We start from the raw sequence: 26374 nt of genomic DNA on the forward strand, positions 1-26374 counted from the left end.
CTATGAAACTTCATGAGCTAAAACCTGCTGAAGGATCCCGTAAAGAGCGCAACCGTGTTGGGCGAGGCATCGGTTCAGGCAATGGAAAAACTGCTGGTAAGGGCCATAAAGGTCAAAACGCACGTTCTGGCGGCGGTACACGTCTTGGTTTTGAAGGTGGTCAAACACCATTATTCCAACGTTTACCAAAGCGCGGTTTTACAAATATCAACCGCAAGGACTTTGCTATTGTAAACCTTGATGCATTAAATCGCTTTGAAGACGGTACAGAAGTAACTCCAGAACTTCTGATTGAAACTGGTGTTGTACGCAACGAAAAATCGGGAATAAAAATTCTTGCTAACGGCAACATCGAGAAAAAGCTTACTGTAAAAGCGAACAAATTCTCCTCTGCTGCTAAAGAGGCGATTGAAGCTGCCGGCGGTAAAACTGAGGTGATTTAATTAATGTTTCGGACAATCTCCAATTTTATGCGCGTAGGTGATATTAGGAAGAAAATTCTATTCACCTTGTTAATGTTAGTTGTATTTCGTTTAGGTGCTTTTATACCTGTTCCAAACGTAGATGCTAAAGTACTTCAAATGCAAGATCAGGCAAGTTTGTTTGGCTTCATGAATATTTTTGGCGGTGGGGCACTTAAAAACTTCTCCATTTTTGCTATGGGGATTATGCCATACATTACTGCATCCATCATTGTTCAGCTTTTACAAATGGATGTCGTACCAAAATTCACGGAATGGTCCAAACAAGGTGAAATGGGTAGACGTAAATTAGCTCAATTTACGCGTTACTTCACCATTGTTCTCGCTTTGATTCAAGCAGTAGGTATGTCGTTTGGTTTCAACCGAATGACAGGTTTGCAGCTCATCAAAAACCCGAGTGTAGGCACTTATGTAGTAATTGCCATCGTGCTTACAGCAGGAACAGCCTTTCTAATGTGGCTCGGGGAAGAAATTACATCTAAAGGTGTCGGCAACGGAATCTCCATTATCATCTTTGCAGGGATTGTTGCAGGTATTCCTAGCGCAGTAAACCAGATTTATGCCCAGCAGTTTCAAGGTGCAGGAGAGCAGCTTTTCTTAAAAATTGTAATTATGCTGCTTATTGTTCTTGCTATCGTAGCAATCATAGTAGGTGTTGTTTTTGTTCAACAAGCACTGCGTAAAATTCCTATTCAGTATGCAAAACGAATGGATGGACGCAGCCCGGTTGGAGGACATAATACACACTTACCATTGAAAGTTAATGCAGCTGGAGTTATTCCGGTTATTTTTGCCAGCGCATTTATGGTGACTCCGCAGACGATCGCCACTTTTTTTGGCTCCGGTGATGTAGCTAGCACCATTCAATATATTTTCGATCATACGAAACCAATTGGAATGGTGATTTATTTTGCGCTCATCATCGCTTTCACATATTTCTATGCATTTGTTCAAGTCAACCCTGAACAAGTAGCTGAAAATTTAAAGAAACAAGGCGGATATATTCCGGGAATTAGACCAGGTAAAAACACTCAAGAATATTTGACGAGAGTTTTATATCGTTTAACGTTTGTAGGTGCTCTTTTCTTGGCATGTATCTCCATATTACCTGTCTTCTTCATTAAATTTGCAGGCCTGCCTCAATCCGCACAAATTGGCGGAACGAGTCTCTTGATTGTCGTGGGTGTTGCACTTGAAACAATGAAACAATTGGAAGCCCAGCTGGTGAAGCGTCACTATAAAGGCTTCATTAAATAATCGAAATGGATTTAGGAACAAGCAGATTGTTCCTGAACCCATTTAGATGTTGGGGGCGGTACAGATGAATTTAGTACTAATGGGCCTTCCCGGTGCTGGTAAAGGCACACAGGCCGATAAAATTGTAGAAAAATATGGGGTACCTCATATTTCTACAGGTGATATGTTCCGCGCTGCCATGAAAGAAGGTACGGAACTTGGATTAAAAGCCAAATCCTTTATGGATAAAGGCGAGCTCGTTCCGGATGAAGTAACGATTGGCATTGTCCGTGAACGGTTAAGTAAAAGCGATTGTGAAAATGGCTTTCTATTAGATGGCTTTCCTAGAACAGTTGCTCAAGCAGAAGCTCTTGAAAATATTCTTGTCGAACTTGGCAAAAAAATAGATTATGTCATTAACATTCAAGTGGATCAAAGTATTTTGATGGAACGCCTCACAGGCAGACGCATTTGCAAAAGCTGTGGAGCTACTTATCATCTAGTATTTAATCCACCTGCTGAACCAGGTACTTGCGATCGCTGTGGCGGAGAGCTTTATCAACGCCCAGATGATAATGCAGAAACGGTTCAAAATCGCCTTGAAGTTAACATGAAGCAGACTCAACCGCTTCTTGATTTCTATCAAGGAAAAGGTTATTTGAAAAACATCAATGGCCAGCAACATATCGATCAAGTATTCTCGGACATTGATTTACTGCTAAAAGGTTTGATATAATGATTATTTGTAAAACCCCTCGTGAAATAGAAATCATGAGAGAGGCTGGCAGAATTGTTGCATTGACTCATCAAGAGCTACAAAAGCATATTCAGCCAGGCATTACAACAAAAGAACTCGATGCCATTGCGGAAAGGTTCATTGCTCGTCACGATGCAATTCCTTCTTTCAAAGGTTACAACGGTTTTCCCGGCAGCGTGTGTGCGTCCGTCAATGAGGAACTTGTTCACGGAATCCCTGGGAATCGAGTTTTAAAAGACGGCGACATTATCAGCCTTGATATTGGAGCTAAATATAACGGCTACCATGGTGATTCAGCTTGGACGTATCCTGTCGGAAACATTGATGAGGAAACACAATCACTTCTCGACGTCACAGAAAAATCTCTCTATCTTGGCTTAGAAGAGGCAAAGCCGAGTGTACGTCTTTCTAATATATCTTATGCGATTCAAACATTTGTAGAATCCAATGGTTTTTCAATTGTCCGAGAATATGTAGGACATGGAATTGGCCAGAATTTACATGAGGATCCGCAAATTCCTCATTACGGTCCGCCGAATAAAGGCCCACGTTTAAAACCCGGAATGGTGCTTTGCATTGAACCTATGGTAAATGCAGGCAGCCGCTATGTGAGAACTTTAGCGGATAATTGGACTGTTGTCACAGTAGATGGAAAAATGTGCGCGCATTTTGAGCACACGATAGCCATCACAGAAACTGGTTATGAGATTTTAACAAGAATTTAAGCGTAGGTGATCTGGTTGAATGAGTCTGATTCGACCCCCCGTATAGGTCAAATTGTGCTTATCAATAAGGGACGAGACGCAGGACAATTCGCGGTTATTATCCGACACATCGATGAACGATTCGTTCTAATTGCGGATGGGGATAAAAGAAAATTCGATAGTCCAAAAAAGAAGAACATCCAACATCTAACGTGTTACGACTATGTTTCAATGGAAGTTCGAAACAGTTTAATAGAAGCAGGTAGAGTCACAAACGGGAAACTTAGATGGGCACTTGGTAAATTTGTAGAAGAGGAACTGGATGTTTTAGAGAAGGGAGATAGCTTAGATGGCGAAAGAAGATGTAATTGAAGTTGAAGGAACGGTTGTTGACACTTTGCCTAACGCAATGTTTAAAGTAGAATTAGAAAATGGCCATACGGTGCTTGCCCACGTATCAGGTAAAATCCGCATGCATTTTATTCGTATCCTTCCTGGCGATAAAGTAACGGTGGAACTTTCTCCGTATGACTTGACACGCGGAAGAATCACATATCGTTTTAAATAAACTTGGCACTCCGGACTATTAAGGAGGTTATAAAAAATGAAAGTCAGACCATCAGTTAAGCCAATCTGCGAAAAGTGCAAAGTAATACGCAGAAAAGGCAAAGTAATGGTGATTTGTGAAAACCCAAGACATAAACAAAAACAAGGATAAGAAGGAGGTGCGCAATATTTATGGCACGTATTGCTGGTGTAGACATTCCACGTGAAAAACGTGTAGTCATTTCTTTAACATATATTTATGGAATCGGTAAAAATACTGCTTCTAAAGTTCTTGCTGAAGCGGGTGTTTCAGAAGATACACGCGTTCGCGATCTTACTGATGACGAACTTGGAAAAATCCGTGATATCATTGACAGACTTAAAGTTGAAGGTGACCTTCGCCGTGAAGTTTCCTTAAACATTAAACGTTTAATGGAAATCGGTTCATACCGTGGCCTTCGTCATCGTCGTGGTCTTCCTGTTCGCGGGCAAAACACGAAAAACAATGCTCGTACTCGTAAAGGCCCTCGTAAAACTGTAGCAGGTAAGAAAAAATAATAAGTAAGGGAGGTAACATACTAACATGGCACGTAAAACTAATACTCGTAAACGTCGTGTGAAAAAGAATATTGAAACTGGTATTGCACACATTCGTTCTACGTTTAACAATACAATCGTAACAATCACTGATTCACAAGGTAATGCTATCTCTTGGTCTTCTGCGGGAGCGCTTGGTTTTAAAGGTTCACGTAAATCTACACCATACGCTGCGCAAATGGCTGCAGAAACAGCTGCTAAGACGTCTATTGAACATGGAATGAGAACTCTAGAAGTAACAGTAAAAGGCCCTGGTGCAGGACGTGAAGCTGCAATCCGCGCTTTACAAGCTGCAGGACTAGAAGTTACAGCGATTAGAGACGTTACTCCTGTTCCACATAACGGATGCCGTCCGCCAAAACGTCGTCGTGTATAATGATTCTTGTATAACATTGATATTCCTTGGTTATAATGGGAGAATATTGTAATTTATGCTCGTAAGGAATCAATTCTTCATCCAGTTGTTGCACAAATGGTAATGTAACAAGGGGAATTTCGGGAAAATACACTCCGAGATTTCGACGTTTTGAAGGAGGGTATATTTGAATGATCGAAATGGAAAAGCCGAAAATTGAAACGATTGAGATCAGCGATGATGCTAAATATGGAAAGTTCGTTGTAGAACCACTTGAGCGTGGGTATGGTACAACTTTGGGTAACTCCTTGCGTCGTATCCTACTATCCTCTCTACCTGGTGCTGCCGTAACATCTATCCAAGTGGAAGGTGTACAACATGAATTTTCAACAATAGAGGGTGTTGTCGAAGATGTCACCTCTATCATCCTAAACATAAAGAAACTAGCTTTGAAGGTTTATTCTGACGAGGAAAAGACTTTAGAAATAGATGTGCAAGGTGAAGGCGTCGTAAAAGCGTCTGACATTATGCATGACAGTGATGTTGAAATTTTAAATCCAGATTTACACATTGCTACATTAAGCGAAAATGCAAATTTCCGTTTACGCATGTCTGCTAAACGCGGCCGCGGATATACGCCAGCTGATCTAAACAAAAGAGATGACCTACCAATCGGTGTCATTCCAATTGATTCAATCTATACTCCGGTATCACGTGTAAACTATCAAGTTGAAAATACACGTGTAGGACAAATGACTAACTATGACAAGCTTTCGCTGGATGTATGGACAGATGGAAGCATCGGACCAAAAGAAGCTATTTCTTTAGGTGCAAAAATTTTGACAGAACATCTGAATATCTTCGTTGGATTAACTGATGAAGCTCAGCATGCAGAAATTATGGTAGAAAAAGAAGAAGATCAAAAAGAAAAAGTTCTTGAAATGACTATTGAAGAGCTCGATCTTTCTGTTCGTTCTTATAACTGCCTAAAGCGCGCGGGGATCAATACGGTCCAAGAACTGGCTAATAAGACAGAGGAAGATATGATGAAAGTTCGTAATTTAGGAAGAAAATCATTGGAAGAAGTAAAAGCCAAATTAGAAGATCTTGGTCTTGGACTTCGTAAAGATGACTGACCTCCTGAATAAAGGTCTACCAACCTCTAAAATGCTTGAACGTATATAAATATTATCAACGAAGGAGGGAAACTTGATGTCTTATAGAAAATTAGGACGTACGAGCTCTCAACGTAAAGCGATGCTTCGTGACTTAGCAACGGATTTAATTATTAGCGAACGCATTGAAACAACTGAAGCGCGTGCGAAAGAACTTCGCTCAGTTGTAGAGAAAATGATCACTCTTGGAAAACGTGGTGACTTGCATGCACGTCGTCAAGCAGCTGCATTCATCCGTAATGAAGTAGCGAATGCTGAAACTAACCAGGATGCTGTTCAAAAACTATTTGCCGATATCGCTCCACGTTATGCGGAACGCCAAGGCGGATACACTCGTATCATGAAACTTGGACCACGTCGCGGTGATGGTGCTCCAATGGTTGTTATCGAGTTGGTATAATACATTTTTTATTGAAAGGGCAGGGCGTAAAGATCTGCCCTTTTGATAGATAGCGAAAGCGCTGAAACATTTTGATAAACGTAGATGATAAAGCTAAAAAGAGTGTTACGATAGGCACTTATGTTTTTATTGGTTAGTGCAAGCAACTTGCACATCCATTAAGTGATCCTGTCTAGCTCAATGCGCCTCCTCCCCTTATTCTGAATCAATCCTAGGAAGGATTGGAAACTTTCTTGGAGTGAGGTGCAGGCTTTTTTTCTATTTATAGACATATTTTATTTAGTTGAGCAAGCAGAGCTGAGAGGAGAGCAGACATGTCTTCACCCGTTATCTCAATTAATAATGTTTCATTTAAATATGAAGGTCAGGAATCGTATGCTCTGAGCGATGTTTCCATATCAGTAACTGAGGGTGAATGGCTCGCGATTGTCGGCCATAATGGCTCAGGAAAATCAACACTTGCCAAAATATTAAATGGTCTGCAATTTCCTGAAAGCGGAAGCGTATTGGTTGATGATATAGCTTTATCTGAAGATACGGTTTGGGATATTCGCAAATTAGTAGGGATGGTTTTTCAAAATCCTGATAATCAATTTGTCGGAGCAACAGTCCAAGATGATGTGGCTTTTGGGTTAGAGAACAATGGCGTTCCACATGAAGAGATGTTACTACGTGTAAAACAAGCTTTACAACATGTCAAAATGATTGATTTTCTTGACCAAGAGCCACACCATCTTTCTGGTGGTCAAAAACAACGGGTTGCGATTGCTGGAGTAATCGCACTGCAGCCAAAAGTAATCATTCTTGATGAGGCAACATCTATGCTTGATCCGTTAGGTCGAGAGGAAGTCATAAAGACTGTTAGAGGGTTGAAGGACGAGCAAGGCTTAACGGTTATTTCGATTACACATGACCTTGAAGAAGCGGCACAGGCTGACCGAATTGTCGTTATGAATAGAGGTAACGTGTATGCGGAAGGCACCCCGGATGAAATCTTTCACCTTGAAGAAGAACTAATTAAACTTGGCCTCGACATCCCGTTTCCGATTAAAATGGCGAAAGCTTTAAGGGAAAAAGGGTTTGAGATTCCCCGAAACTATTTGACAGATGCAGAGTTGGTGAATGAGTTATGGACATTACACTTCAAGATGTAGAATATAAATACCAGATAAATACACCGTTTGAACGTCTTGCCATTCATGACGTCAATATATCTATACCGCATGGCACATTCATGGCATTAATTGGTCATACTGGTTCCGGAAAATCGACGGTTCTCCAACATTTAAATGCTCTGTTAAGGCCAACAAAAGGCAAGGTCCAAATCGGGGATCGAGTCATTGATGCAGGGAAAAAAGAAAAAAACCTGAGACCCATTCGGCAAAAAGTAGGCATTGTTTTCCAATTTCCTGAACACCAGCTATTTGATGAAACGGTCGAAAAAGATATTTGTTTTGGTCCAATGAATTTCGGAGTTCCCGAGGAAGAAGCGAAGCGTAGGGCGAGAGAGTTAATTGTTGAAGTTGGTCTCCCAGAAGAGGTACTGCAAAAGTCTCCTTTCGATTTGTCAGGTGGCCAGATGCGCCGTGTAGCGATCGCTGGTGTGCTTGCGATGGAGCCTGAGGTACTTGTATTAGACGAGCCAACAGCAGGCTTAGATCCAAGGGGCCGCACTGAAATTATGGACATGTTTTATCGATTGCATAAACAAAAAGGCTTATCTACTATACTAGTAACGCATAGTATGGAAGATGCTGCTAAATATGCGGACGAGATTCTCATTATGCATCGTGGACAAGTAAAAAGAACTGCAGATCCGCGTACAATTTTTTCCAATCCCGAGGAATTATTGGAACTAGGATTAGATGTTCCTGATGTTGTTAAGTTTCAATATAATCTCGAACGAAAGATGGATAGAAAAATAGGGAAGACTTGTTTAACGATTGAAGAACTTTCCGAGGCTTTAAAGGATATGCAAGGGCGAGGTGAATCGCTATGATGGAGAAAATGATTTTGGGCCGCTATATTCCTGGGAACTCGATTCTCCACCGCCTTGACCCACGTTCAAAGTTATTGTTCGTTTTTGGCTTTATATGTATTATTTTTCTTGCAAATAATGTTTATACGTATAGCTTACTAGTCCTATTTGTAGGATTGATCATTTTATTGGCTAATATCAATCTTAAATTTCTAATTAATGGTCTGAAGCCAGTTCTCATTCTCGTGATTTTTACGTTTTTCTTGCAAATATTTTTCAATAAAGAAGGACCGGTTATATTTTCATTAGGTTTTATCAATATTTATGAAGAAGGTCTGCGTTTAGCAATTTTTATTTCTTTAAGGTTTACTTTACTCGTATTTGTCACATCCTTATTAACATTAACGACAACGCCAATTACGTTGACGGATGGAATTGAAAGTCTACTGAATCCATTGAAAAAAGTAAGGTTTCCTGTTCACGAGCTAGCGTTGATGATGTCCATTTCTCTTCGCTTTATCCCGACTTTAATGGATGAAACGGATAAAATTATGAAGGCACAAATGGCTAGAGGTGTCGATTTTTCAGGCGGACCTTTCAAGGAAAGAATTAAAGCGGTTATTCCGTTGCTTATTCCTCTCTTTGTGAGTGCATTTAAGCGGGCGGAAGAATTGGCAACAGCTATGGAAGCTAGAGGATACCGCGGTGGGGAAGGTCGAACAAAATATCGACTGTTAACTTGGAGCGTGCCAGACACGGCTGCGGCCTGCATCTTGATTCTACTAACGGTATTGCTAATCTTTATAAGGTCATGATGAAGGATTGAAAAACATGAAGCGTTACAAAGGGATAGTCGCTTACGATGGATCGGGTTTTTCAGGATATCAAATTCAGCCTAATGGTAGAACAGTCCAAGAAGAGCTCGAAAAGGCACTTGGAAAAATGCATAAAGGAGCAGAGGTAAGTATCGTTGCTTCCGGTCGTACGGATGCAGGTGTCCATGCGAAAGGACAAGTCATCCATTTTGATTCGACGCTACAACTTCCTTCAGAGCGCTGGGTAAAAGCATTGAATGGTTTGTTGCCGGGAGACATTTCGCTAATGCAAGTCGACTCTGTTTCTTCAGATTTTCACGCTCGTTTCGATGCAAGCGGTAAAACGTATAAATATGTCGTATATACAGGCTCTGTTCGCGATCCGTTTAAGCGTCATTATGCAGCTCACCATCCATATAAATTGGATATCGAGAAAGTGAAAAAAGCTTCCGAATGTTTGATTGGAACTCATGATTACACAAGCTTTTGCTCCGCGAAAACAGATATGGATAATAAAGTAAGAACCGTATCCAAGATTAGCATAGAGCAGAAAGATGATGAGATCGTGTTTACATTTACGGGGAATGGTTTTCTGTATAATATGGTGAGGATTATGGTAGGAACAATGCTTGATGTCGGAACAGGGAAGATCGAAGTTGAAAGCATCCCGGCAATTCTCGCTGGTCGCGATCGTACTCTTGCAGGCAAAACGGCTCCCGCTGAAGGTCTGTATTTGTGGGAAGTTTATTATTAACTTTGGTTCTTTTTTTCTACAATAGTAGCGCGATTGAGGTACTTGAGCGGCGGTTTCAACGGCGTTAAAGGTCTTAATAGCACGATTGAGGTAATTGGCCGGGGATTCCCACGGCGCTAAAGGTCTCAATAGCGATTTTGAGGTGCTTGGTCAGTGATTTCCACGACTTGAAAGGTCTTAATAGCGATATTGAGGTGCTTGGATAGCAATTTCCACGAATCAAAAGGTCTCAATACCGTGATTGAGGTCCTAAGCTAACAATTTCCTAAACACAAAAGTTCTCATTCAGAGAGTTGCATGAGAACATTAAAAAATTGCACGACATCAGAAATTATCTATTTATGACGAAACAACTTCACCTGGTGTTCAAAAATTTCTTGACTTTGCTTGTCAAAAACGGTATTATATCCTATGGTATTGTTTTTAACCCCACGATAAGCCCCGGAATCTTATTGTGATTGAAATAAATACGAACTTGGAATTTTGATAAATTTGGGAGGGTAACAAATGCGTACTACGTATATGGCTAAAGCCAGTGAAATCGAACGTAAATGGTACGTTGTAGACGCTGAAGGCAAAACTCTTGGTCGTCTTGCATCAGAAGTAGCGTCCATTTTGCGCGGCAAACATAAACCAACTTTCACGCCACATGTTGATACTGGCGATCACGTAATCCTTATTAATGCTGATAAAATCGAATTGACTGGTAAGAAATTATCTGACAAAATCTACTACCGCCACTCAGGATTTGCTGGCGGATTGAAAACTAGAACTGCTGGAGAAATGCGTGCAAAATATCCAACAAAAATGCTTGAGCTAGCTATCAAGGGCATGCTTCCTAAAGGATCTTTAGGACGTCAAATGGGTAAAAAATTGCACGTATACGCTGGATCTGAACATCCACATCAAGCACAAAAACCGGAAGTATACGAGCTTCGCGGGTAAATTAAAGGGAGGGCATTATATTGGCACAAGTTCAATACTATGGTACAGGTCGCCGTAAAAGCTCTGTTGCCCGCGTACGTTTAGTACCAGGCGAAGGCCGTATCATTATTAACGATCGTGAAGTAGAAGACTATATTCCATTCGCAGCTTTACGCGAAGTTATTAAACAGCCACTTACAGCTACTGAAACAGTAGGAAACTACAACGTACTTGTTTCTGTAAAAGGCGGCGGTTATACAGGTCAAGCAGGAGCTATCCGTCACGGAATCGCTCGCGCATTGCTTGAAGCAGATCCTGAATACCGTGGAACACTTAAGCGTGCAGGTCTACTTACTCGTGACCCACGTATGAAAGAGCGTAAAAAATATGGACTTAAAGGCGCACGTCGTGCACCACAGTTCTCAAAACGTTAATATATCAATACTTCGAGGCTCTCAGACCATTCGGTTTGGGGGTCTTTTTTATGCACGAAAATAGCTTTTGACCACATTTTGTATTTTGAACAGGAAAATTGGGTAAAAGTGTTTCATGTTTCTGCATTTCTAAAATAAATTTATTTTTAATTCCTCTTGCCCATTTACCTGAAAATGATCGGTCTTCGTTAGCATTAAGAATTACTTCTTTATGCACCTTATTCGTTCCACTTTCCATACAAGTCAAGAAAGCCGTACCCATTTGTAATCCCTTCGCTCCTAAGGGTCGCATAAATACTACTTACTCCGCTTCTTTCACTCGCTTAACCAAATCAATAAATTTTGAGGTTGCCATAGTCGGCTCATTGGCGTAAATCAAGCCATATGGCAGAGTGTATTCCGTATTAAGCGGGATTGTCACTAGATTAGTATGAATATCGGAATATACAGGTTGCGTAATCAAAATATACGGATTCATCTCACAAAAGGTAAAAGTATCTAACCCGAAATATGGAGAATCTATAATGCGCGTAGCAGGAAAATTACGTTTTATCTCCCTCCGAAACCCATCAAGTTCTTTTGACACATTCTGTATAGGCATAACCAGACATTCACCGTTTAAATCATCCATTTTCAGTATATCCCGATGGGCCAAGGGGTGCTCCTTTGCGACCGCGCAGCATATAGGTGTGCGCATGAGTTCAAGAAAATTGCATAGCCCTTTCCAACTGATGGTACAGTTTATACCTTCCAGTATGTCAAACTTGACGCCAATATCGGAAAAATCGTTGTCCCGGGTCAGTTGCTCTGACAGTGAAGGAATTTCAAACTTCAGTTCGGGATGAAGCTCGCTAATTTTTGAGCATATGTCAGGCAGCAATCTGCATTTGAACAGCAGGGAAGTTCCAATCCGAATAGTGCTTTCAGCGGATTTTGCTAAATGCCGTGCCTTGTCTAAGGCGTTCTCAGATAGCTTGATGATGGCCTGCGCGTCTTTATAGAGAGACTTACCGGCAGGGGTAAGTTTTACTCCATGATTGGAGCGACGAAACAATTTGAAGCCACAGCGTTCTTCTAGTAGATTTATCTGCTGAATGATGGCGGGAGCAGAAACATATAGAGACTCGGCGGCTTTTCCGAAGCTGCCGGCGTCGGCAATTCTGATGAACGTGTCAAGCTGATGGTTATACATAGCGGCCTCCTGTGTTAAGTTTTTACTTAATACCATGATAATATATTCGAACTTCAGCTCCAAGTGGTTTTTTGTTAGTATTTCAGTAGAAATTGACTATTCAAACTTGAGGAGGGAACTAAAGTGAAAACAATCGTTATAACCGGCGCGTCTTCCGGAATCGGAAAAGCGTCCGCAAAGTTTTTTGCAGCTAAAGGATGGAACGTGGCGGCAACTATGCGTCATCCTGAGAGCGAAAGAGAATTAAGTGAACTTCCAAATGTAAAATGTTACGAACTGGATGTTACCGATTCTGCCACAATAACTTCCGCTTATGACACAATCCTTGGCGATTTCGGTAAGGTGGATGCGCTGTTCAACAACGCCGGATATTGCCTGTTTGGCCCGCTCGAATTATCCGATGAAGAGCAAATCCGCAATGCTTATGACACGCTGATCATTGGTCTTACTCTTGTGACAAAGAAGTTTATCCCGCACATGAGAAAAAACCGCGATGGCGTGATTATCAGTACGTCATCTGTCGGCGGGCTGCTGACGTTACCGTTGACATCTACATATCATGAGGCTAAGTACGCTGTCGAAGGTCTGATGGAAGGGCTCAGTTATGAATTGTATCCGTTTAACGTTTACTGTAAATTGGTCGAGCCGGGCGGCATTCAAACAGATTTCTGGAACCGTTCTTTGGTTATGGCAGACGGTATTGATGAAAGCGACTATGGGAAACAAGCTGCGGGCTATTTGAACCAAATGGCTCAACCTGTATCCGACAGTCGCGCAAGTGCCGACGATGTCGCAGCGGTTGTTTATGAAGCGGTAACAGATGGGGAGAAAAAGTGGCGTTATACTGTAGCTTGTGACGATTTTATCGCTTTCCGCAGGAGTATGAATGATGAAGAATGGATTGCTCATATAGGACAAATGTATTCTGGTTTCGGCGTCTAGGAGAAAGCGTATGACAAAAGACATGACTACGGGCTCGCCGCTGAAACATATCATCAGCTTCGCCATACCAGTGTTCTTCGGAATGTTATTCCAACAGTTTTACAGTATAGCTGATATGATGGTTGTCAGTTGGACGCTCGGTGAGGGCGCGCTTGCCGCCGTCGGCTCTACAGGCGCCGTCTTCTTTTTAATAATTGGTTTCTGTATGGGACTTTCCGGTGGCTTTGCAGTCCATATCGCCCAGAATTTCGGCTCCAAGAATTTTGCGGAATTGAAACGCTTTACGGGAAATATTATTTGGCTTTGCGCAGGATTTTCGGTGGTGGTAACTGTATTGGCTGTAATTTTTTGTCGTTCTATTCTTGTTATCACAAACACCCCTGCCGATATTTTCGACATGGCTTACAACTATATCATCGTCATCTTCTGGGGAATCCCTGCAACATTTGCGTACAATATGCTATCGGGCATAATGCGTTCTCTCGGAGACAGCCGCTCTCCGCTCTATATTTTGATTGCATCTTCGCTCTTAAACATCGGATTGTCCTTTATGTTTATCCTAGCGTTCGGTTGGGGCACGATGGGCGCGGCGCTCGCAACAGTTATATCCGAAATTGGCTCGGTAATAGGCTGTCTCGTGCTGATAGCGAAAAGGTTTGATCTCGTGCACATTTCAAAATCCGATCTAAAACCATCATGGTCGCATATAAGGAGGCTTCTGGGCAATGGTATTCCTATGGGACTACTTATGTCGCTTACCGCAATAGGGAGCACAGTTCTCCAATCTTCAGTGAACTCCCTCGGTTCGGTGTCGGTCGCGGCTATCACCGCAGCAAGTCGTTTCGACGGTATCTGTGGATCTGTCACAGTAGCCATCGGCAACGCGGCAACTACGTTCTGCGCACAGAATATGGGCGCGGGTAACATAGATAGGATTAAGAAGGGAGTTCGGACAGGCGTGGTAGTAGCTGTCGGGTACAGCATCGTCGCGTTCCTCATCGTTATGCTGTTTGGCAGGACGCTGGCATTGCTCTTTATTGACGCGGAGTCCACGGATTTAATTAACCTCACTTACCAGTACATGGTAACTTGTGCGGCTTTCTACTGGGCCGTAGCGCTGATACACGTTGTCCGTCTGTCGATTCAGGGATTGGGATATGGAACGATTGTAATGATTGCGGGTCTACTGGAGATGGTAGCGCGCGGCGCGGTTGGCATAGTGTTTGTGCCCATATTTGGGTTTACCGCGGCGTGTTTCGCTTCACCCGCTGCATGGGTTATAGCGGATTTGTTTATCATTCCGTCCTTCGTTATTGCTATGCGAAGAGCCGCCAAACGTATTGCGAACGAGCGGGAGATGCAATCTGAGAATTTAGTGCTATCCGGAGAAACTTGAGAGGATTATTTTCATTTAAAAATTGATTTGGCTGACTACTTTTTTCAATTGGAACATTGGAAAATCAAATACGTGGTGGACATACCATTAAAAACAAATCAAGTAAGCCAAACATCAATGGTGTGCCCAAAAATCATTGGTAAATTTGTAAAAGCGAATTTATGAATTTGGTTATTAAGTTACCCATCGGCTTTTTTAGAATTAATAGGGGTACAAGTTAAAGTAACCCGGTTTATAATTAAATACAAAGGTGTCGTCACAACCTATGATTTATATGGAGACGATTAGGCAATTATTTAAGTTAATCTTGATAACAGTGGCATGTTCGTTTGATGGATAATAAGTATATGCTGTTCTACCTCATATAATCCAATTGCAGTCTTTTCAGTGATTATGTGAATTCTTTCTTTGTGCTATCATAACCAAAATCCTACACCCGGAGTTTTAAAGTGATAAACAATTCTGATAGTAACAAAGAGGAATTTACTGTCATGACAAAAGAACAAAATTACAGGAGGACTTACTTGTGAATACAAAGAAATACATAGTCGTAACTGGATCTAGTTCCGGTATTGGATATGAAACTGCAAAAGCTTTTGCTGCAAGGGGTAAAAACTTAATAATTATCGCTCGCCGCAGAGACAGGCTCATGAAACTAAAGGAGGAAATTCTAGAGATAAATCCGGAGTCCGACGTAGTTATCCGTGAGGCAGATCTCTCTTCAAATGACGAGACGATAAAGCTTTATGAATCCCTAAAAGATTACGATATTGAGACCTGGATAAACAATGCAGGGCGCGGCAATCACGGAGACATTACGAATCCTGAACTTCCTCGCAACCTCGATATGCTCCATTTAAATATGGATGCTGTCGCAATTCTCTCATCCTTATATATCAGGGATTATAAGGATACAGAGGGCTCCCAACTGATAAATGTATCCTCCGTCGGGGGGTATACACTCTTTCGCGGAGCCACGATGTATAGTGCAACGAAATTTTTCGTCAGTGCGCTTACCGAAGGCATTGATCACGAGATGAAGGCGGGTGGACATAAACTGAGGGCGAAAGTACTTGCTCCTGGCGCTACCGAGACCGAATTCGAGCAAGTGGCCAACGAGCTAGCTGAAACCGTTGATTACGATAAAAAATTCTTCCGTTACCATACGGCGGCTCAGATGGCGGGCTTTCTATTGGAACTCTATGAAGGAGACAAGACCGTCGGTGAGTTCGATTTCGAAAGTTTCGGGATAAAATTAAGTGATGCGAAGCACCCCTATTTTAATGGTCTTTGACTATCGAATTACTGATTGACGAAAGGTTGCCTTAATGGCAACCTTTTACCTTTAAGGTAGAAAAAAGAGAAAGTAACTAAATTATTTATTTCTTACATTTAAAAACCCGTTTGTTATTGTATTTCTCCGTTTCTCATTATATTATCCTAATGCGGTAAAAAATCGTACATTCAAATCCCTATTATTACTAGGTTTTATCGTATATAAAAAAAGAGGTAGAAGGCATGAATCAGATTAAAGATGTAAAGAGAAGAAGAAATCTAAAACGAGCTCACCAATTTTGTTTTATGAGTGGTAATTTATTAGATACGATTGGTAAGATAAAAACCCGTTTTAATAGGCTCTTTCTAGTATGCAGTAATCTTCCTTTGACTACATTTTGACCACCAAAGGAATATAACCAGATTTACTCTGGTTTCTATAAAGATAGAAAAAGCCCTGAAAATCGGGCTCTTGATAAATCATCTTATTTCTCGTTTCTTCCTATTATAATAGAACATGAAAGAGCGTAAAAAATACGGACTTAAAGGCGCACGTCGTGCACCACAGTTCTCAAAACGTTAATCTTAATAAAAACATTAACATATCAACGTTTACAGGTTATCTCAATTATGCTGAGATAGCCTGTTTTTGTTTTGGAAAAAGATAGTGAATGTAATTTGAATGTAATTTTTTTCGAAATAATTAAGAGTTTCGCCTTAGGTCTGTTTTAACCCTATTTTAATGATATCGCCTGCTGCTTCATCATCATCCCTCCAAATACTAGGCATAGACAAGCATCCGGAAAATAATAGCCGTGACTTTGAGCCTGATTTTTCTGCTTGGTTTTATTAGGAAGACAAGGTGGTAAAGAGTATATATAGAATGTTGTAGAAACCTGTCGATGCTAGAACTGACAGAGATCGTGGAAGCACTGGTGAAAACCAGTGACACAAAGCTAAAGGGGCTGCAGCGGAATTACGCCATGCCAGACAGCCGCCGAAAGTAGTGGGCATCAATGAGAAAATGGGAGGGTCCCCATATTCTGCTTTCAGGTTGAATGTCGCCAAGCTACAGCAGGCCGGGCATTTATATTTGAGGAGGTGATTCATTGACGCTTGTCAACGTGACACTGAATCAGGTGATATCTAAAAATATTACGCAAGCCAATTCCTTTTTCTCAAGATTGAAAGGGTTGATGTTTAGCAAGAAGGAAAAAAAAAGCATCTGGATAAAACCATGCAGATCCATTCATACCTTCTTTATGAACTATAGTATTGATGTTCTTTATCTAGACAAAGAAAATCGTATAGCCGCTATTGACCAAGATCTTAAACCTGGTAAGCTGGGAACTTATTACCCAGGTGTTGAGTCAGTAGTGGAGCTGCCCTCGGGGACAGTCGAAAAAACCAGGGTTAGTGTAGGACACGAAGTTAAAATCTTCTAACAGGAGTGATCAGCATGATGGAAAAAATTAAAGCACTCATCTTTGGTGAAGAAGGTCAAGGGATGACGGAATATGGACTGGTACTTGGATTGATTGCAGTTGGGGTTGTGGCCGTTTTGATTATAATGCGCGATCAGATCATAGCTCTGTTCAATAGAGCGGTTGACGCCATTAGAGGTGCAGGTACGACTGGCGGCACCAATGGCACATAACGTTACACCGTTTAATCATGTTTTAGCCTTGTACCCGCAAGGCTCTTCTTAAGAGGAATAGTATTCGAAGTGAGGGGAAACCATGGTTTATTTAGATGCCTTGCTTTTTGCGGTCATTGCCATATGTGCCATAACGGATGTAAGGGATCGAAAGATTTATAACAAAATAATCTTTCCAGCTCTCATTTTAACCTTTCTGCTTCAAGCGGTTTTATTTGGTTTGGATGGATTCCTTGCCAGTCTGGCCGGCTTCGGAACGGGGTTCGCCATCTTGATCATTCCATATCTCGTGGGCGGCATGGGTGCAGGAGATGTTAAGCTTCTAGCGGTTGTAGGTGCGATCAAGGGTGTGGTCTTTGTCCTCGTTGCTGCCGTCTATATGGCTCTTATTGGCGGCTTCATTGCTCTCGCCATCCTTGTTATCCGAAAAGGAGCCTTTCATAGACTCAAATATCTCTTTTATTCCATCTTGAGCCGAAGCCAGGGTTTATCCATTCCGATGCATATGAAGGGAACTGCGATGCAGGGCACCATTCCATATGGTATCGCCATCAGCGGAGGAGTGCTGTGCAGCTTCTTCCTAAAGGGACTGGAGTTCCAGTGATTCGAAACGAGAGAGGCCAGTCCCTAGTGGAATTTGCCCTGGTCATTCCGCTCTTCCTGCTCTTGCTCGTTGGCATCATAGATTTTGGCCGGTTGCTCTACTCGTATACCCAGCTTCAGCTTGTGACTCAGGAGACGGTCCGGATCGGAAGCTTGGGCGGGACAGATGCTGAAATGGTCCAATATGCACGTCAGCATGCGCAACTTGGCAATGCTTCGCAACTGTCCGTCAGCATATCTCCTGCAGAAAGTGCCCGGAAACCCGGACAATATATGACCACAACGCTATCATATCCATTTGATCCGATTCTTCCATTGATTGATTCCATCATTCCTGGGTCGTTTATGGTAAAAACTAGTTCAACCATCCGGGTGGAGTGAGGTTCATTGATGAAAGCATTCATGAAAAAGGAAAATGGAAATGTGCTGATTTTAACTGCGGTCGCACTGATAGCTCTTCTTGCCATAACAGGGCTTGTTATTGATGGAGGCATAATGTATATGCAGAAGAGCCATCTTCAAAAAACGGCGAACGCGGCGGCTTTATCTGGTGCGCAGGAGCTGACAAACCAAGACGAAAGAGTACGTCAGGTAGTCAGCGATATCCTTCGAAGCCATGGCGAATCTGATGCAATGAATCAATTGGAGATCAACTCGAGGGAGAAGGTGAAGGTACAGCTTTCCAAACCGGTCAAGCTAGCCTTCTCCAGTCTCTTTGGGATCAATACAGTGGAAGTGAAAGCTGAAGCCACGGCTTCACTGGGGGTCATGGGAAGGGCTTCCGGGGTCTCCCCCTTGGGGGTGGATGAAACGGTTCCTTTGGAACTATATCGGGAGTATAAGCTGAAAGTGGGCTCAGGTGATTCTGCGGCCGGAAACTTTGGCATTCTTGCCTTGGGAGGCACTGGCGCAAGTACGTATGAAGAAAACTTGCGCTATGGCTATCATGAAGAGTTGAAGGTTGGAGATGTGATTGCAACACAGACAGGGAATATTACAGAAAAAACGAGAAGTGCAGTCCAGGAAAAGATTAATGGATGTCCGGAATCACTGGATAATCTATTTAAACGGGATTGTTCCCGAATTATTCTGGTTCCTGTTTATAGGCCGTATAACATTTCATCCAATCAGGTGAAAGCAGTAATCATTACAGGCTTTGCTTATTTTTATATTAAGGACCCGATGAATTCAAAGGATACATCTGTTACAGGAATGTTTATTGAGAGAGCAGGAACAGGATATACGGAAAAGGGTGCAAAAAACTATGGTACCTATGTCATTCGACTTTCCAGGTAGGTGAAAACATGAGAAAAAAATTGGTTTTGCCTTTGTCATTGTTTTTGGGTGCCATAACGACCTTGTTATTTGTTCAATTTCTCCATCAATTGGATGGAAATGAGGAAAAACAAACAGAAAGGGCACAGGTCATTGTTGCCAAGGAAAATATTCAGGAAAATCAAAGAATAAAAGATGACCTCCTCGACACTATACAAGTCCCCCTAGATGCGGTTGACCAAAATGCCATTAAAAGCAAGCAGGAGGCGGTCGGAAAATTTGCTACAGCTGATATGAAGGCGGGAGAGGTGGTCCTTCAACATCGCATCAAATCTCAAAAGGAAGAGAATGTGCTTCTATCAAGAAAAATAGATGAAGGATACAGAGCAGTTTCCATTGGTGTTGATTTCGTTCAGTCCGTATCCAACCTGATTGAACCGGGGGACAGAGTAGATGCCATCCTGTCAGAAACAGTCAAGGAGGGGGACGGGAAGACCGTTCAATCATCGCAGATTTTGTCCGGAATCAAAGTACTAGCGGTTGGAAGGAAAATGTCACCGCCTTCCTCAAAGGAGGACTATGCCGAGTATACTTCCCTTACTGTAGAGGTGAAGCCCCAAGATGCTTTGGCATTGATTAATGCAGCCGAAAGAGGAAAAGTACAGTTTTTGCTGGATTCCGCACTTGTTTCAACTCCTGCCGACGAGGGGAAATAATTGTTACAACAGGCAGGAAGAGGAGAGTGGTGCTACAATGTCAGGTTCAAACAATAATAATATGGAAGAAAAGCAGGTGGAAGGAAAGGTCATAGCCGTTTGCAGTGCAAAGGGGGGCGTTGGAAGGACAATGCTCGCAGTAAATATTGCCTCTGCACTTGCTATGAAGAAGTATAAGGTCGGAATCATAGATGCCAATCTGCAATTCGGGGACGTAAGTGCTTCCATGGACCTGCGTCCTGACCTGACCATTAAGGATGCTGCAGATAATCTGGAACATCTGGATGGTCCAGCACTTTCAAACTATTTGACCGAGCATTATTCGGGCATCCGTGTTCTGGCTTCTCCCCGGCGTCCTGAATATGCAGACTTGATTACAAAGGAAGCCATTGATAAAATCATGGGTCTTATTCGAGTGCAATTTGACTATATCTTTGTGGATACAGTAGCTGGATTAGATGAAAGAACTCTTCAATTTATTGAATATGCCAACCAAGTTCTTGCGTTGACAACTTTAGAGGTAAACTCTCTCAAGAATACAAAAATGTATCTGGAAACACTGGGACTCTTAGGCTATAGAAATAAGGTGAAAGTCATATTAAACAGGTCTACGTTGGAAAGTGTCATCCCGGTGTCGGAAGCCCCAAGTATACTTGGCGAAAGAAAGATTTTTAACATACCAAACGATTTCACAACCGCAAACCGTTCCTTAAACATTGGATTCCCATTTGTATTAAGCAGGGCGAAACCAGATTTGTCAAAAGCGGTATATCAATTGGCTGATAAGATCCTTTCCAACTGGCCGGAAGCTGAGCGTACAGGTCTTAATCACAGGAATTCTTCAGCCCGTTTTCAAAGGATAAGACGCGGCAAAGGGAGGGCGGGACAAGGATGAGCCTGTTTGACCGTATTCATAAGCAAGAAGGTACAAATGGAGAGAAGAAACAGCTGAAAAAAATGCCGAATCAAACGGAGGCGGAAAACGAGGAGGAACAGGAACCCCGTCTGGAACAAGCTCCGCCTATGTCTAGAAACCCCGGTCAAGAAAGGCACCATGAGCTAAAAAGGCTTCTTCATAAAAGAATTCTAAACGAGATTAAGGGCGAAGAAGATCTTGACAGCATTATTTCCAATATGGAATCGATGGTGGCTGATATTATAAAAGAAAATGAAGCGTTTCGAGGAACAGTGGATGGTAAACGTATTGTGGAAGAAGTCATCAATGATTTAACTGGCTTCGGACCTATTAACCCGCTCCTATTGGATGATGAGGTAAGTGAAGTGATGGTAAATGGGCCGGACCGAGTGTACTGTGAGCGGAAAGGAAAATTAACGCTGACTGATATTAAGTTCCGGGATGACGAGCATGTTTTGAATGTCATTGATAAAATTGTGTCCCCGCTTGGAAGGCGTATTGATGAAAGCAGTCCTATGGTGGATGCTAGGCTCCCAGATGGCTCACGCGTAAATGCGATCATTCCCCCGCTTGTTTTGAACGGACCGACCATCACCATACGGAAATTTGCAAAAGATCCATTTACTATCTCGGATTTAGTCAGGTTCGGGACGCTGACAAATGAAATGGCCGTCTTTTTGGAAGCATGCGTTAAAGCGAAACTCAATATTTTCGTCAGTGGAGGTACAGGATCAGGAAAAACGACAACATTAAACGTCCTATCTAACTTTATCCCGCATAATGAGCGGATTATTACCATCGAGGATGCCGCTGAGCTTCAGCTGGGGCAGGAGCATGTCATCTCATTGGAAGCTAGGCCGGCGAACATTGAAGGAAAAGGGGCCATCACCATCAGGCAGCTCGTGAAAAACTCCCTGCGCATGCGCCCTGACCGGATTGTCATTGGGGAAGTCCGCGGCGCAGAAGCGCTGGACATGCTCCAGGCGATGAACACAGGGCACGATGGGTCATTGGCCACCGGTCATTCCAACAGTCCTCGCGATATGATCGCCAGGCTTGAAACGATGGTCCTTCTAGCGGGGGTAGAACTCCCGGTAAAAGCAATCCGTGAACAGATCTCTGGTGCGCTCGACTTGATCATCCAGCAATCCCGGCTGTCGGATGGTTCAAGGAAAATCGTCAGCATCACAGAAGTACAGGGAATGGAGGGGGATATCATTGTCCTCCAGGATATTTTTACATTCGAAAGGCAAGGGAAAGATCCTGACGGCCGGATAAAAGGTAATCTTGTTCCTACAGGGGTTCTTCCCAAGTTTTATGAGAAATTGCAAACCTCCGGCATTCATATCCCAACAGATGTTTTTATTGAAAAGAGGGATAGGAAGGAATGAAAGGTTTACTTATATTTTTGTTTTTCTGTTTTGTCTCGTTGCTCATTTATATGGCCTTATCCTTGATAATTCGAAAAAAACAGAGCGTGGCTGACAGGGTGCATTACTATTTAGATGGCGCTGAGCCGGAGGAGGAACAGCCGATAAAACCATCCATAAAAATTAATATGATGAACCAGCTTCAAAAAGCAACCGGCAACATTATGAAGAAGCTGTTGAGCAGAGAAAAAAACCAGAAACTTGAGCAGTCTCTCAGAAGTGCCGGCGTACCGATAAGGCCCGAAGAATTTATACTGTTTCAATGGATTTCTATTGCATTGGGGAGCGGAGTGATGTATCTGCTGTCTGGCAGCTTGCTGTTGGCATTATTCGGAGCAATTGCAGGATTTCTGCTGCCCAAGCTGTTTATATCTAGAAAACAGCGGACAAGGCTTAGAAAATTTAATGATGACTTGCCGGATATGATTACAAGCATCATTGGCGGCCTGAGGGCAGGGTTCAGCTTTCCTCAGGCACTGAAAAATGTGGCGGACGAAGCCCAATCGCCGTTGAAGGAAGAAATTGAAATAACGTTAAAGGAAATGCAATATGGCAGCACTCTTGAGGAAGCATTGAACGGTCTGAAGGAAAGGATGCCAAGTGATGATCTGGATTTAATGATCCAGGCCATCGTTATACAGCGCCAAGTCGGCGGAAATCTGGCAACAGTTTTGGAGACCATTATAAGCACCATCCGGGAGCGCATGAGGATTCAACGTGATATCAAAACCCTGACGGCGCAAGGCCGATTATCCGGTATGGTCATTGGTTTTATGCCTCTGATTCTGGGGATTTTGCTTTATTTGATAGAACCGGACTATATCGGCTCACTATTTACCCATCCTGTCGGCATCGCTCTTATCATTGGCGGAGCCATATCCAGCATCATCGGTTTTTTCATGATACGAAAAATCATATCGATCGAGGTGTAGCCGGATGCTTGTCTTCTTTTTTTTCTTGACGGTCACCCTATCCTTTTATGCTGTAATCTCATGGCGTGTACAAAAGAAACAACTCTTGCAAGATCGATTGGAGAATCTTTTTCCGGAATCATCAGAACATATGATTCGTTCGGTCCGTGAGGAAGAATTGCGAGAGCCTATCATGAAGAGATTGAAACAAACGCTTTGGACTCATACACGGGTGCGAATGGATAAGAAACTGTCACCCAAAAATGTTCTTAAATTGGAGGCAAAGCTGCAGCAGGCGGGAAATCCGTTTGGAATGGGCCCTGCGGAATATAAAGGCATACAGTTCATTTTAGCGATTCTGCTTCCCATTCTCTTTGCTGGATGGGGTATTCTTGCTGACTTCGGGGGAGGAGTGCTGTTTTTTCTTGCTGTTGCTGGGCTTGGAGCATCCTTCTTGCTTCCAAGCGTTTACTTGAATATGAAACGGAAAGCCCGGACGCGGCTCGCGTTAAAGGAGCTTCCGGACTTTCTGGATTTGCTGACCGTTAGTTTGGAAGCCGGCTTGGGCTTTGATTCAGCACTGTCAAAAGTAACGGCAAAAAAGCCGGGAGTTCTGTCAGGTGAATTCCGGCGTGCACTGGAGGAAATGCGGCTTGGAAAGGTGAGAAGGGAAGCCCTGTCGGGAATTCGTGAGCGTCTCGACTTGAATGATGTCAAATCCCTGATAGGCAGCATCATTCAGGCTGAAAAGCTTGGAATTGGAATGGTGCAGGTGCTGCGCGTCCGATCGGAGGAGGTAAGGGACATGCGAAAGCAGCGGGCGGAAGAAACGGCAATGAAAGCACCCGTCAAAATGCTTTTTCCGCTAGTCTTTTTCATCTTTCCAAGTCTGTTTATCGTCCTGCTGGGACCTGCTGTCATTCAGCTGATGACATCGTTTAAATAAAGGAAAAATATTTTTAGCTAATCTTTGGAACCGTTTGAGTTTATTTTCCGTTACCTTTAATGCCAAACGTTTTTTAAAGAGGGAGGAACGGAATTTTAAGAAAACGGTTCTTTTTGCTTTATCCTGTTAATCTTGCTTGTGCTGCCGAACTTATTGGCCGCCGTACCATAGGACTTGGCCGGTAGGAAGGGGCTTATTTTAGAAATTAGCGGCGATATCTCCATATCGGTAAAATGAAGTGCCGAAGCAATAGAACTTTGGAAGTCAGATTCTTATGATGCCTGGATTACATATGAATCATGGGATCACCGATTGAAAGATGAGACAGAGCTCGTCTGGCTTTCCGAAGAAGACCGCCTGTACAGGGTAAGTGATGATGTTATCTAAGTTATGGTAAATTATGTGAGAAGCGTATATTTGAGTTCAGTCCGCACAAATTCTGAAGATGTTAGTTCACTAGACAGGGATCTTAAAATCGAGGTAAAGTCATATTCATATATATATGCATTGGAACCGCTAAGTTTTGTTAAACAGTTAAGACAAAGGTTTTAGTAGTGGCTAATAAATTGTATATGTGTGGAAATATAACTTTGTTTGGGGAGTGAAGCAAGATGAAAATAGAGCATGTAGCAATCTGGGTAAAAGATTTGGAAGCAATGAAGTCGTTTTATGTAAAGTACTTTAATGCGAAGGCAAATGCGAAATATCATAATAAAGATAAGAAATTTGAATCTTATTTTCTAACGTTTGATGAGGGTGCACGTTTAGAGATTATGCGTAAGGAAGGCATTGATAATCCGGATCAAGACGATAGAATTGGTTGGGCTCATATCGCAATTTCCTTAGGAAACAGGGAGGCCGTCAATCAAATGACAGATTGCTTACAAAAAGATGGTTACCACCTAGTTAGTGCTCCTCGTGTTACCGGAGACGGTTATTATGAGAGTGTGATAGAGGATCCTGAAGGTAATACCATAGAATTGACAGTGTAATAAAAGAGATTACTAACTGAGACTGTTAATTAATCTTTACTTAAAAACTAATAGAAGTATGATGTCAGTATTCTTTAAAATATAATTCAAAAAGGCTAGATTAGAATATGATTTTATATATAAGGTGATATGAAGAAATGATAACTGTAAAAATGAGACGGAAAAAGAAAAAATGTTAAATGGTGAACTTTATAATGCAGACGACCCGGAATTACACAGAGAACGAATGAACGCTAGAAGGCTAACGAGATACTTTAATGAGTCAATCGAAACGGAAGAGAACAAAAGAATTGAATTATTAAAAGAACTGTTCGGTTCCACTGGAGAGAATTTACACATAGAGCCGACATTCCGTTGTGACTATGGCTACAACATACACGTTGGCGAAAACTTCTTTGCAAATTTTGATTGTGTATTTTTGGATGTTTGTGAAATCCGAATAGGTGATAATTGCTTTATTGCACCGGGAGTGCACATATATACAGCCACTCATCCACTAAATGCAAATGAAAGAATATCAGGTGCAGAATATGGTAAACCAGTCCATATTGGTCACAATGTTTGGATTGGCGGGAGAGCGGTTATTAATCCTGGAGTTAAAATAGGTAACAATGTTGTTATCGCCTCTGGTGCGGTTGTAACAAAAGATGTACCTGATAATGTGGTGGTAGGTGGAAATCCTGCAAGAATAATTAAACAAATCGAGGCATAGATGAAGCTTAAAATTAATATGTATTGATGAACTACCGTGAAAAGTGAAATAAGCTTTCCTTTTCTCTGGTGAATCAGATTATCATGATTAGTGAACGGTGTACGCCCACTGAATGGTATTGAATGCAATGTGACTGTAAAAATCGTAGGTGTTTAGAGATAATGATACAAGCTGGAATTAACTGATTCCTAAATCTGTAGTAAAGTATAGAAATAGAATTTCTACAGGAACATTAGACGTAAGAAATACGGTCG

General features: G+C 42.2%; 33 protein-coding genes, 2 pseudogenes and 1 riboswitch. Of the genes and pseudogenes, 33 read left to right on the forward strand and 2 right to left on the reverse strand.

Annotation, left to right across the window (positions count from 1 at the left end):
• The first annotated feature begins 2 nt into the window (after window positions 1-2).
• From rplO to rpsI (KHA97_RS22935), 17 genes are all read left to right on the forward strand, one after another.
• Window positions 3-443, forward strand: a complete 441-nt coding sequence (rplO, locus tag KHA97_RS22855; RefSeq protein ID WP_213127116.1) for a 50S ribosomal protein L15 — start codon at window positions 3-5, stop codon at window positions 441-443.
• 3 nt (window positions 444-446) lie between these two features.
• Window positions 447-1739, forward strand: a complete 1293-nt coding sequence (secY, locus tag KHA97_RS22860) for a preprotein translocase subunit SecY (protein WP_213127117.1) — start codon at window positions 447-449, stop codon at window positions 1737-1739.
• Window positions 1740-1803: 64 nt separating this feature from the next.
• Window positions 1804-2454: an adenylate kinase gene (locus KHA97_RS22865; RefSeq protein WP_213127118.1), complete on the forward strand. Its 651-nt coding sequence runs from the start codon at window positions 1804-1806 to the stop codon at window positions 2452-2454.
• On the forward strand, window positions 2454-3200 hold the full coding sequence (gene map / locus KHA97_RS22870; protein WP_213127119.1) for a type I methionyl aminopeptidase: 747 nt from the start codon (window positions 2454-2456) through the stop codon (window positions 3198-3200). The genes KHA97_RS22865 and map overlap by 1 nt, the downstream gene beginning before the upstream one ends.
• 15 nt (window positions 3201-3215) lie before the next feature.
• Window positions 3216-3551 (forward strand): KOW domain-containing RNA-binding protein, encoded by a 336-nt coding sequence (locus KHA97_RS22875; RefSeq protein ID WP_213127120.1) that lies wholly within the window; start codon window positions 3216-3218, stop codon window positions 3549-3551.
• Window positions 3529-3747, forward strand: coding sequence for a translation initiation factor IF-1 (gene infA / locus KHA97_RS22880; RefSeq protein ID WP_207521113.1), 219 nt, complete (start codon window positions 3529-3531; stop codon window positions 3745-3747). The genes KHA97_RS22875 and infA overlap by 23 nt, the downstream gene beginning before the upstream one ends.
• Window positions 3748-3783: 36 nt before the next feature.
• Window positions 3784-3897 carry a 50S ribosomal protein L36 gene (gene rpmJ / locus KHA97_RS22885; protein ID WP_213112031.1) on the forward strand — a complete coding sequence of 38 codons (114 nt, stop codon included), beginning with the start codon at window positions 3784-3786 and terminating at the stop codon, window positions 3895-3897.
• Between the two features lie 20 nt (window positions 3898-3917).
• Window positions 3918-4283: a 30S ribosomal protein S13 gene (gene rpsM, locus KHA97_RS22890; protein ID WP_213127121.1), complete on the forward strand. Its 366-nt coding sequence runs from the start codon at window positions 3918-3920 to the stop codon at window positions 4281-4283.
• Between the two features lie 25 nt (window positions 4284-4308).
• Window positions 4309-4698 carry a 30S ribosomal protein S11 gene (gene rpsK, locus KHA97_RS22895; protein ID WP_213127122.1) on the forward strand — a complete coding sequence of 130 codons (390 nt, stop codon included), beginning with the start codon at window positions 4309-4311 and terminating at the stop codon, window positions 4696-4698.
• A 170-nt stretch (window positions 4699-4868) separates the two neighbouring features.
• Window positions 4869-5813, forward strand: coding sequence for a DNA-directed RNA polymerase subunit alpha (locus tag KHA97_RS22900; RefSeq protein ID WP_213127123.1), 945 nt, complete (start codon window positions 4869-4871; stop codon window positions 5811-5813).
• A 76-nt stretch (window positions 5814-5889) separates the two neighbouring features.
• A complete protein-coding gene (gene rplQ / locus KHA97_RS22905) occupies window positions 5890-6252 on the forward strand; it encodes a 50S ribosomal protein L17 (protein ID WP_213127124.1) in 363 nt (120 codons plus the stop codon).
• A 314-nt stretch (window positions 6253-6566) separates the two neighbouring features.
• Complete coding sequence (locus KHA97_RS22910; protein WP_213127125.1) at window positions 6567-7406, forward strand: energy-coupling factor ABC transporter ATP-binding protein; 840 nt, start codon at window positions 6567-6569, stop codon at window positions 7404-7406.
• On the forward strand, window positions 7382-8251 hold the full coding sequence (locus KHA97_RS22915) for an energy-coupling factor ABC transporter ATP-binding protein (protein WP_213127126.1): 870 nt from the start codon (window positions 7382-7384) through the stop codon (window positions 8249-8251). The genes KHA97_RS22910 and KHA97_RS22915 overlap by 25 nt, the downstream gene beginning before the upstream one ends.
• Window positions 8248-9045, forward strand: coding sequence for an energy-coupling factor transporter transmembrane component T family protein (locus tag KHA97_RS22920; RefSeq protein ID WP_213127127.1), 798 nt, complete (start codon window positions 8248-8250; stop codon window positions 9043-9045). The genes KHA97_RS22915 and KHA97_RS22920 overlap by 4 nt, the downstream gene beginning before the upstream one ends.
• Before the next feature lie 16 nt (window positions 9046-9061).
• The gene (gene truA, locus KHA97_RS22925) at window positions 9062-9799 is read left to right on the forward strand and encodes a tRNA pseudouridine(38-40) synthase TruA (protein WP_213127128.1); all 738 of its coding nucleotides are present in this window, start codon (window positions 9062-9064) and stop codon (window positions 9797-9799) included.
• A 507-nt stretch (window positions 9800-10306) separates the two neighbouring features.
• A complete protein-coding gene (rplM, locus tag KHA97_RS22930) occupies window positions 10307-10744 on the forward strand; it encodes a 50S ribosomal protein L13 (RefSeq protein WP_213112040.1) in 438 nt (145 codons plus the stop codon).
• 20 nt (window positions 10745-10764) lie between these two features.
• Entirely contained in the window at window positions 10765-11157 is a 393-nt protein-coding gene (rpsI, locus tag KHA97_RS22935; protein ID WP_213127129.1) for a 30S ribosomal protein S9, read from the forward strand.
• 82 nt (window positions 11158-11239) lie between these two features.
• Here rpsI (KHA97_RS22935) and KHA97_RS22940 read toward each other — a convergent pair.
• Window positions 11240-11440: pseudogene (locus KHA97_RS22940) on the reverse strand (nitronate monooxygenase); the annotation flags it as partial.
• A gap of 18 nt (window positions 11441-11458) precedes the next feature.
• Window positions 11459-12349 carry a LysR family transcriptional regulator gene (locus KHA97_RS22945; RefSeq protein WP_213127131.1) on the reverse strand — a complete coding sequence of 297 codons (891 nt, stop codon included), beginning with the start codon at window positions 12347-12349 and terminating at the stop codon, window positions 11459-11461.
• Between the two features lie 123 nt (window positions 12350-12472).
• Here KHA97_RS22945 and KHA97_RS22950 point away from each other — a divergent pair, with 123 nt between their 5' ends.
• The 16 genes and pseudogenes from KHA97_RS22950 to KHA97_RS23025 all read left to right on the forward strand — a co-directional run bounded on the left by KHA97_RS22950 (window position 12473) and on the right by KHA97_RS23025 (window position 26120).
• A complete protein-coding gene (locus KHA97_RS22950; RefSeq protein ID WP_213127132.1) occupies window positions 12473-13291 on the forward strand; it encodes an SDR family oxidoreductase in 819 nt (272 codons plus the stop codon).
• Window positions 13292-13301: 10 nt separating this feature from the next.
• The gene (locus KHA97_RS22955) at window positions 13302-14687 is read left to right on the forward strand and encodes an MATE family efflux transporter (RefSeq protein ID WP_213127133.1); all 1386 of its coding nucleotides are present in this window, start codon (window positions 13302-13304) and stop codon (window positions 14685-14687) included.
• A 526-nt stretch (window positions 14688-15213) separates the two neighbouring features.
• Window positions 15214-15981 carry an SDR family NAD(P)-dependent oxidoreductase gene (locus tag KHA97_RS22960; protein ID WP_213127134.1) on the forward strand — a complete coding sequence of 256 codons (768 nt, stop codon included), beginning with the start codon at window positions 15214-15216 and terminating at the stop codon, window positions 15979-15981.
• A gap of 498 nt (window positions 15982-16479) precedes the next feature.
• Window positions 16480-16545 (forward strand): annotated as a pseudogene (gene rpsI / locus KHA97_RS22965) (30S ribosomal protein S9); the annotation flags it as partial.
• A 332-nt stretch (window positions 16546-16877) separates the two neighbouring features.
• A riboswitch (cyclic di-GMP riboswitch) is annotated at window positions 16878-16964 on the forward strand.
• A 107-nt stretch (window positions 16965-17071) separates the two neighbouring features.
• On the forward strand, window positions 17072-17407 hold the full coding sequence (locus KHA97_RS22970) for a DUF192 domain-containing protein (protein ID WP_213127135.1): 336 nt from the start codon (window positions 17072-17074) through the stop codon (window positions 17405-17407).
• A gap of 14 nt (window positions 17408-17421) precedes the next feature.
• Window positions 17422-17619 carry a Flp family type IVb pilin gene (locus KHA97_RS22975; protein WP_213127136.1) on the forward strand — a complete coding sequence of 66 codons (198 nt, stop codon included), beginning with the start codon at window positions 17422-17424 and terminating at the stop codon, window positions 17617-17619.
• Window positions 17620-17701: 82 nt separating this feature from the next.
• Window positions 17702-18223, forward strand: a complete 522-nt coding sequence (locus KHA97_RS22980; RefSeq protein ID WP_213127137.1) for an A24 family peptidase — start codon at window positions 17702-17704, stop codon at window positions 18221-18223.
• Window positions 18224-18249: 26 nt separating this feature from the next.
• Entirely contained in the window at window positions 18250-18603 is a 354-nt protein-coding gene (locus KHA97_RS22985) for a TadE/TadG family type IV pilus assembly protein (protein WP_325167531.1), read from the forward strand.
• Window positions 18604-18612: 9 nt separating this feature from the next.
• Window positions 18613-19518, forward strand: a complete 906-nt coding sequence (locus KHA97_RS22990; protein WP_233713745.1) for a TadE/TadG family type IV pilus assembly protein — start codon at window positions 18613-18615, stop codon at window positions 19516-19518.
• 8 nt (window positions 19519-19526) lie between these two features.
• On the forward strand, window positions 19527-20213 hold the full coding sequence (gene cpaB / locus KHA97_RS22995; protein ID WP_213127140.1) for a Flp pilus assembly protein CpaB: 687 nt from the start codon (window positions 19527-19529) through the stop codon (window positions 20211-20213).
• Window positions 20214-20250: 37 nt separating this feature from the next.
• Window positions 20251-21108, forward strand: a complete 858-nt coding sequence (locus KHA97_RS23000; protein WP_213127141.1) for an AAA family ATPase — start codon at window positions 20251-20253, stop codon at window positions 21106-21108.
• Between the two features lie 128 nt (window positions 21109-21236).
• A complete protein-coding gene (locus KHA97_RS23005; RefSeq protein ID WP_233713746.1) occupies window positions 21237-22520 on the forward strand; it encodes a CpaF family protein in 1284 nt (427 codons plus the stop codon).
• Window positions 22517-23491, forward strand: a complete 975-nt coding sequence (locus KHA97_RS23010) for a type II secretion system F family protein (RefSeq protein WP_213127143.1) — start codon at window positions 22517-22519, stop codon at window positions 23489-23491. The genes KHA97_RS23005 and KHA97_RS23010 overlap by 4 nt, the downstream gene beginning before the upstream one ends.
• A 4-nt stretch (window positions 23492-23495) precedes the next feature.
• Window positions 23496-24416 (forward strand): type II secretion system F family protein, encoded by a 921-nt coding sequence (locus KHA97_RS23015; protein ID WP_213127144.1) that lies wholly within the window; start codon window positions 23496-23498, stop codon window positions 24414-24416.
• Between the two features lie 611 nt (window positions 24417-25027).
• Window positions 25028-25408 (forward strand): VOC family protein, encoded by a 381-nt coding sequence (locus KHA97_RS23020; protein WP_213127145.1) that lies wholly within the window; start codon window positions 25028-25030, stop codon window positions 25406-25408.
• Between the two features lie 172 nt (window positions 25409-25580).
• A complete protein-coding gene (locus KHA97_RS23025) occupies window positions 25581-26120 on the forward strand; it encodes a sugar O-acetyltransferase (protein WP_213127146.1) in 540 nt (179 codons plus the stop codon).
• The last annotated feature ends 254 nt before the right edge of the window (window positions 26121-26374 follow it).

This window comes from Lederbergia citri, from assembly GCF_018343625.1.
GTDB classification, from domain to species: domain Bacteria; phylum Bacillota; class Bacilli; order Bacillales; family Bacillaceae_C; genus Lederbergia; species Lederbergia citri.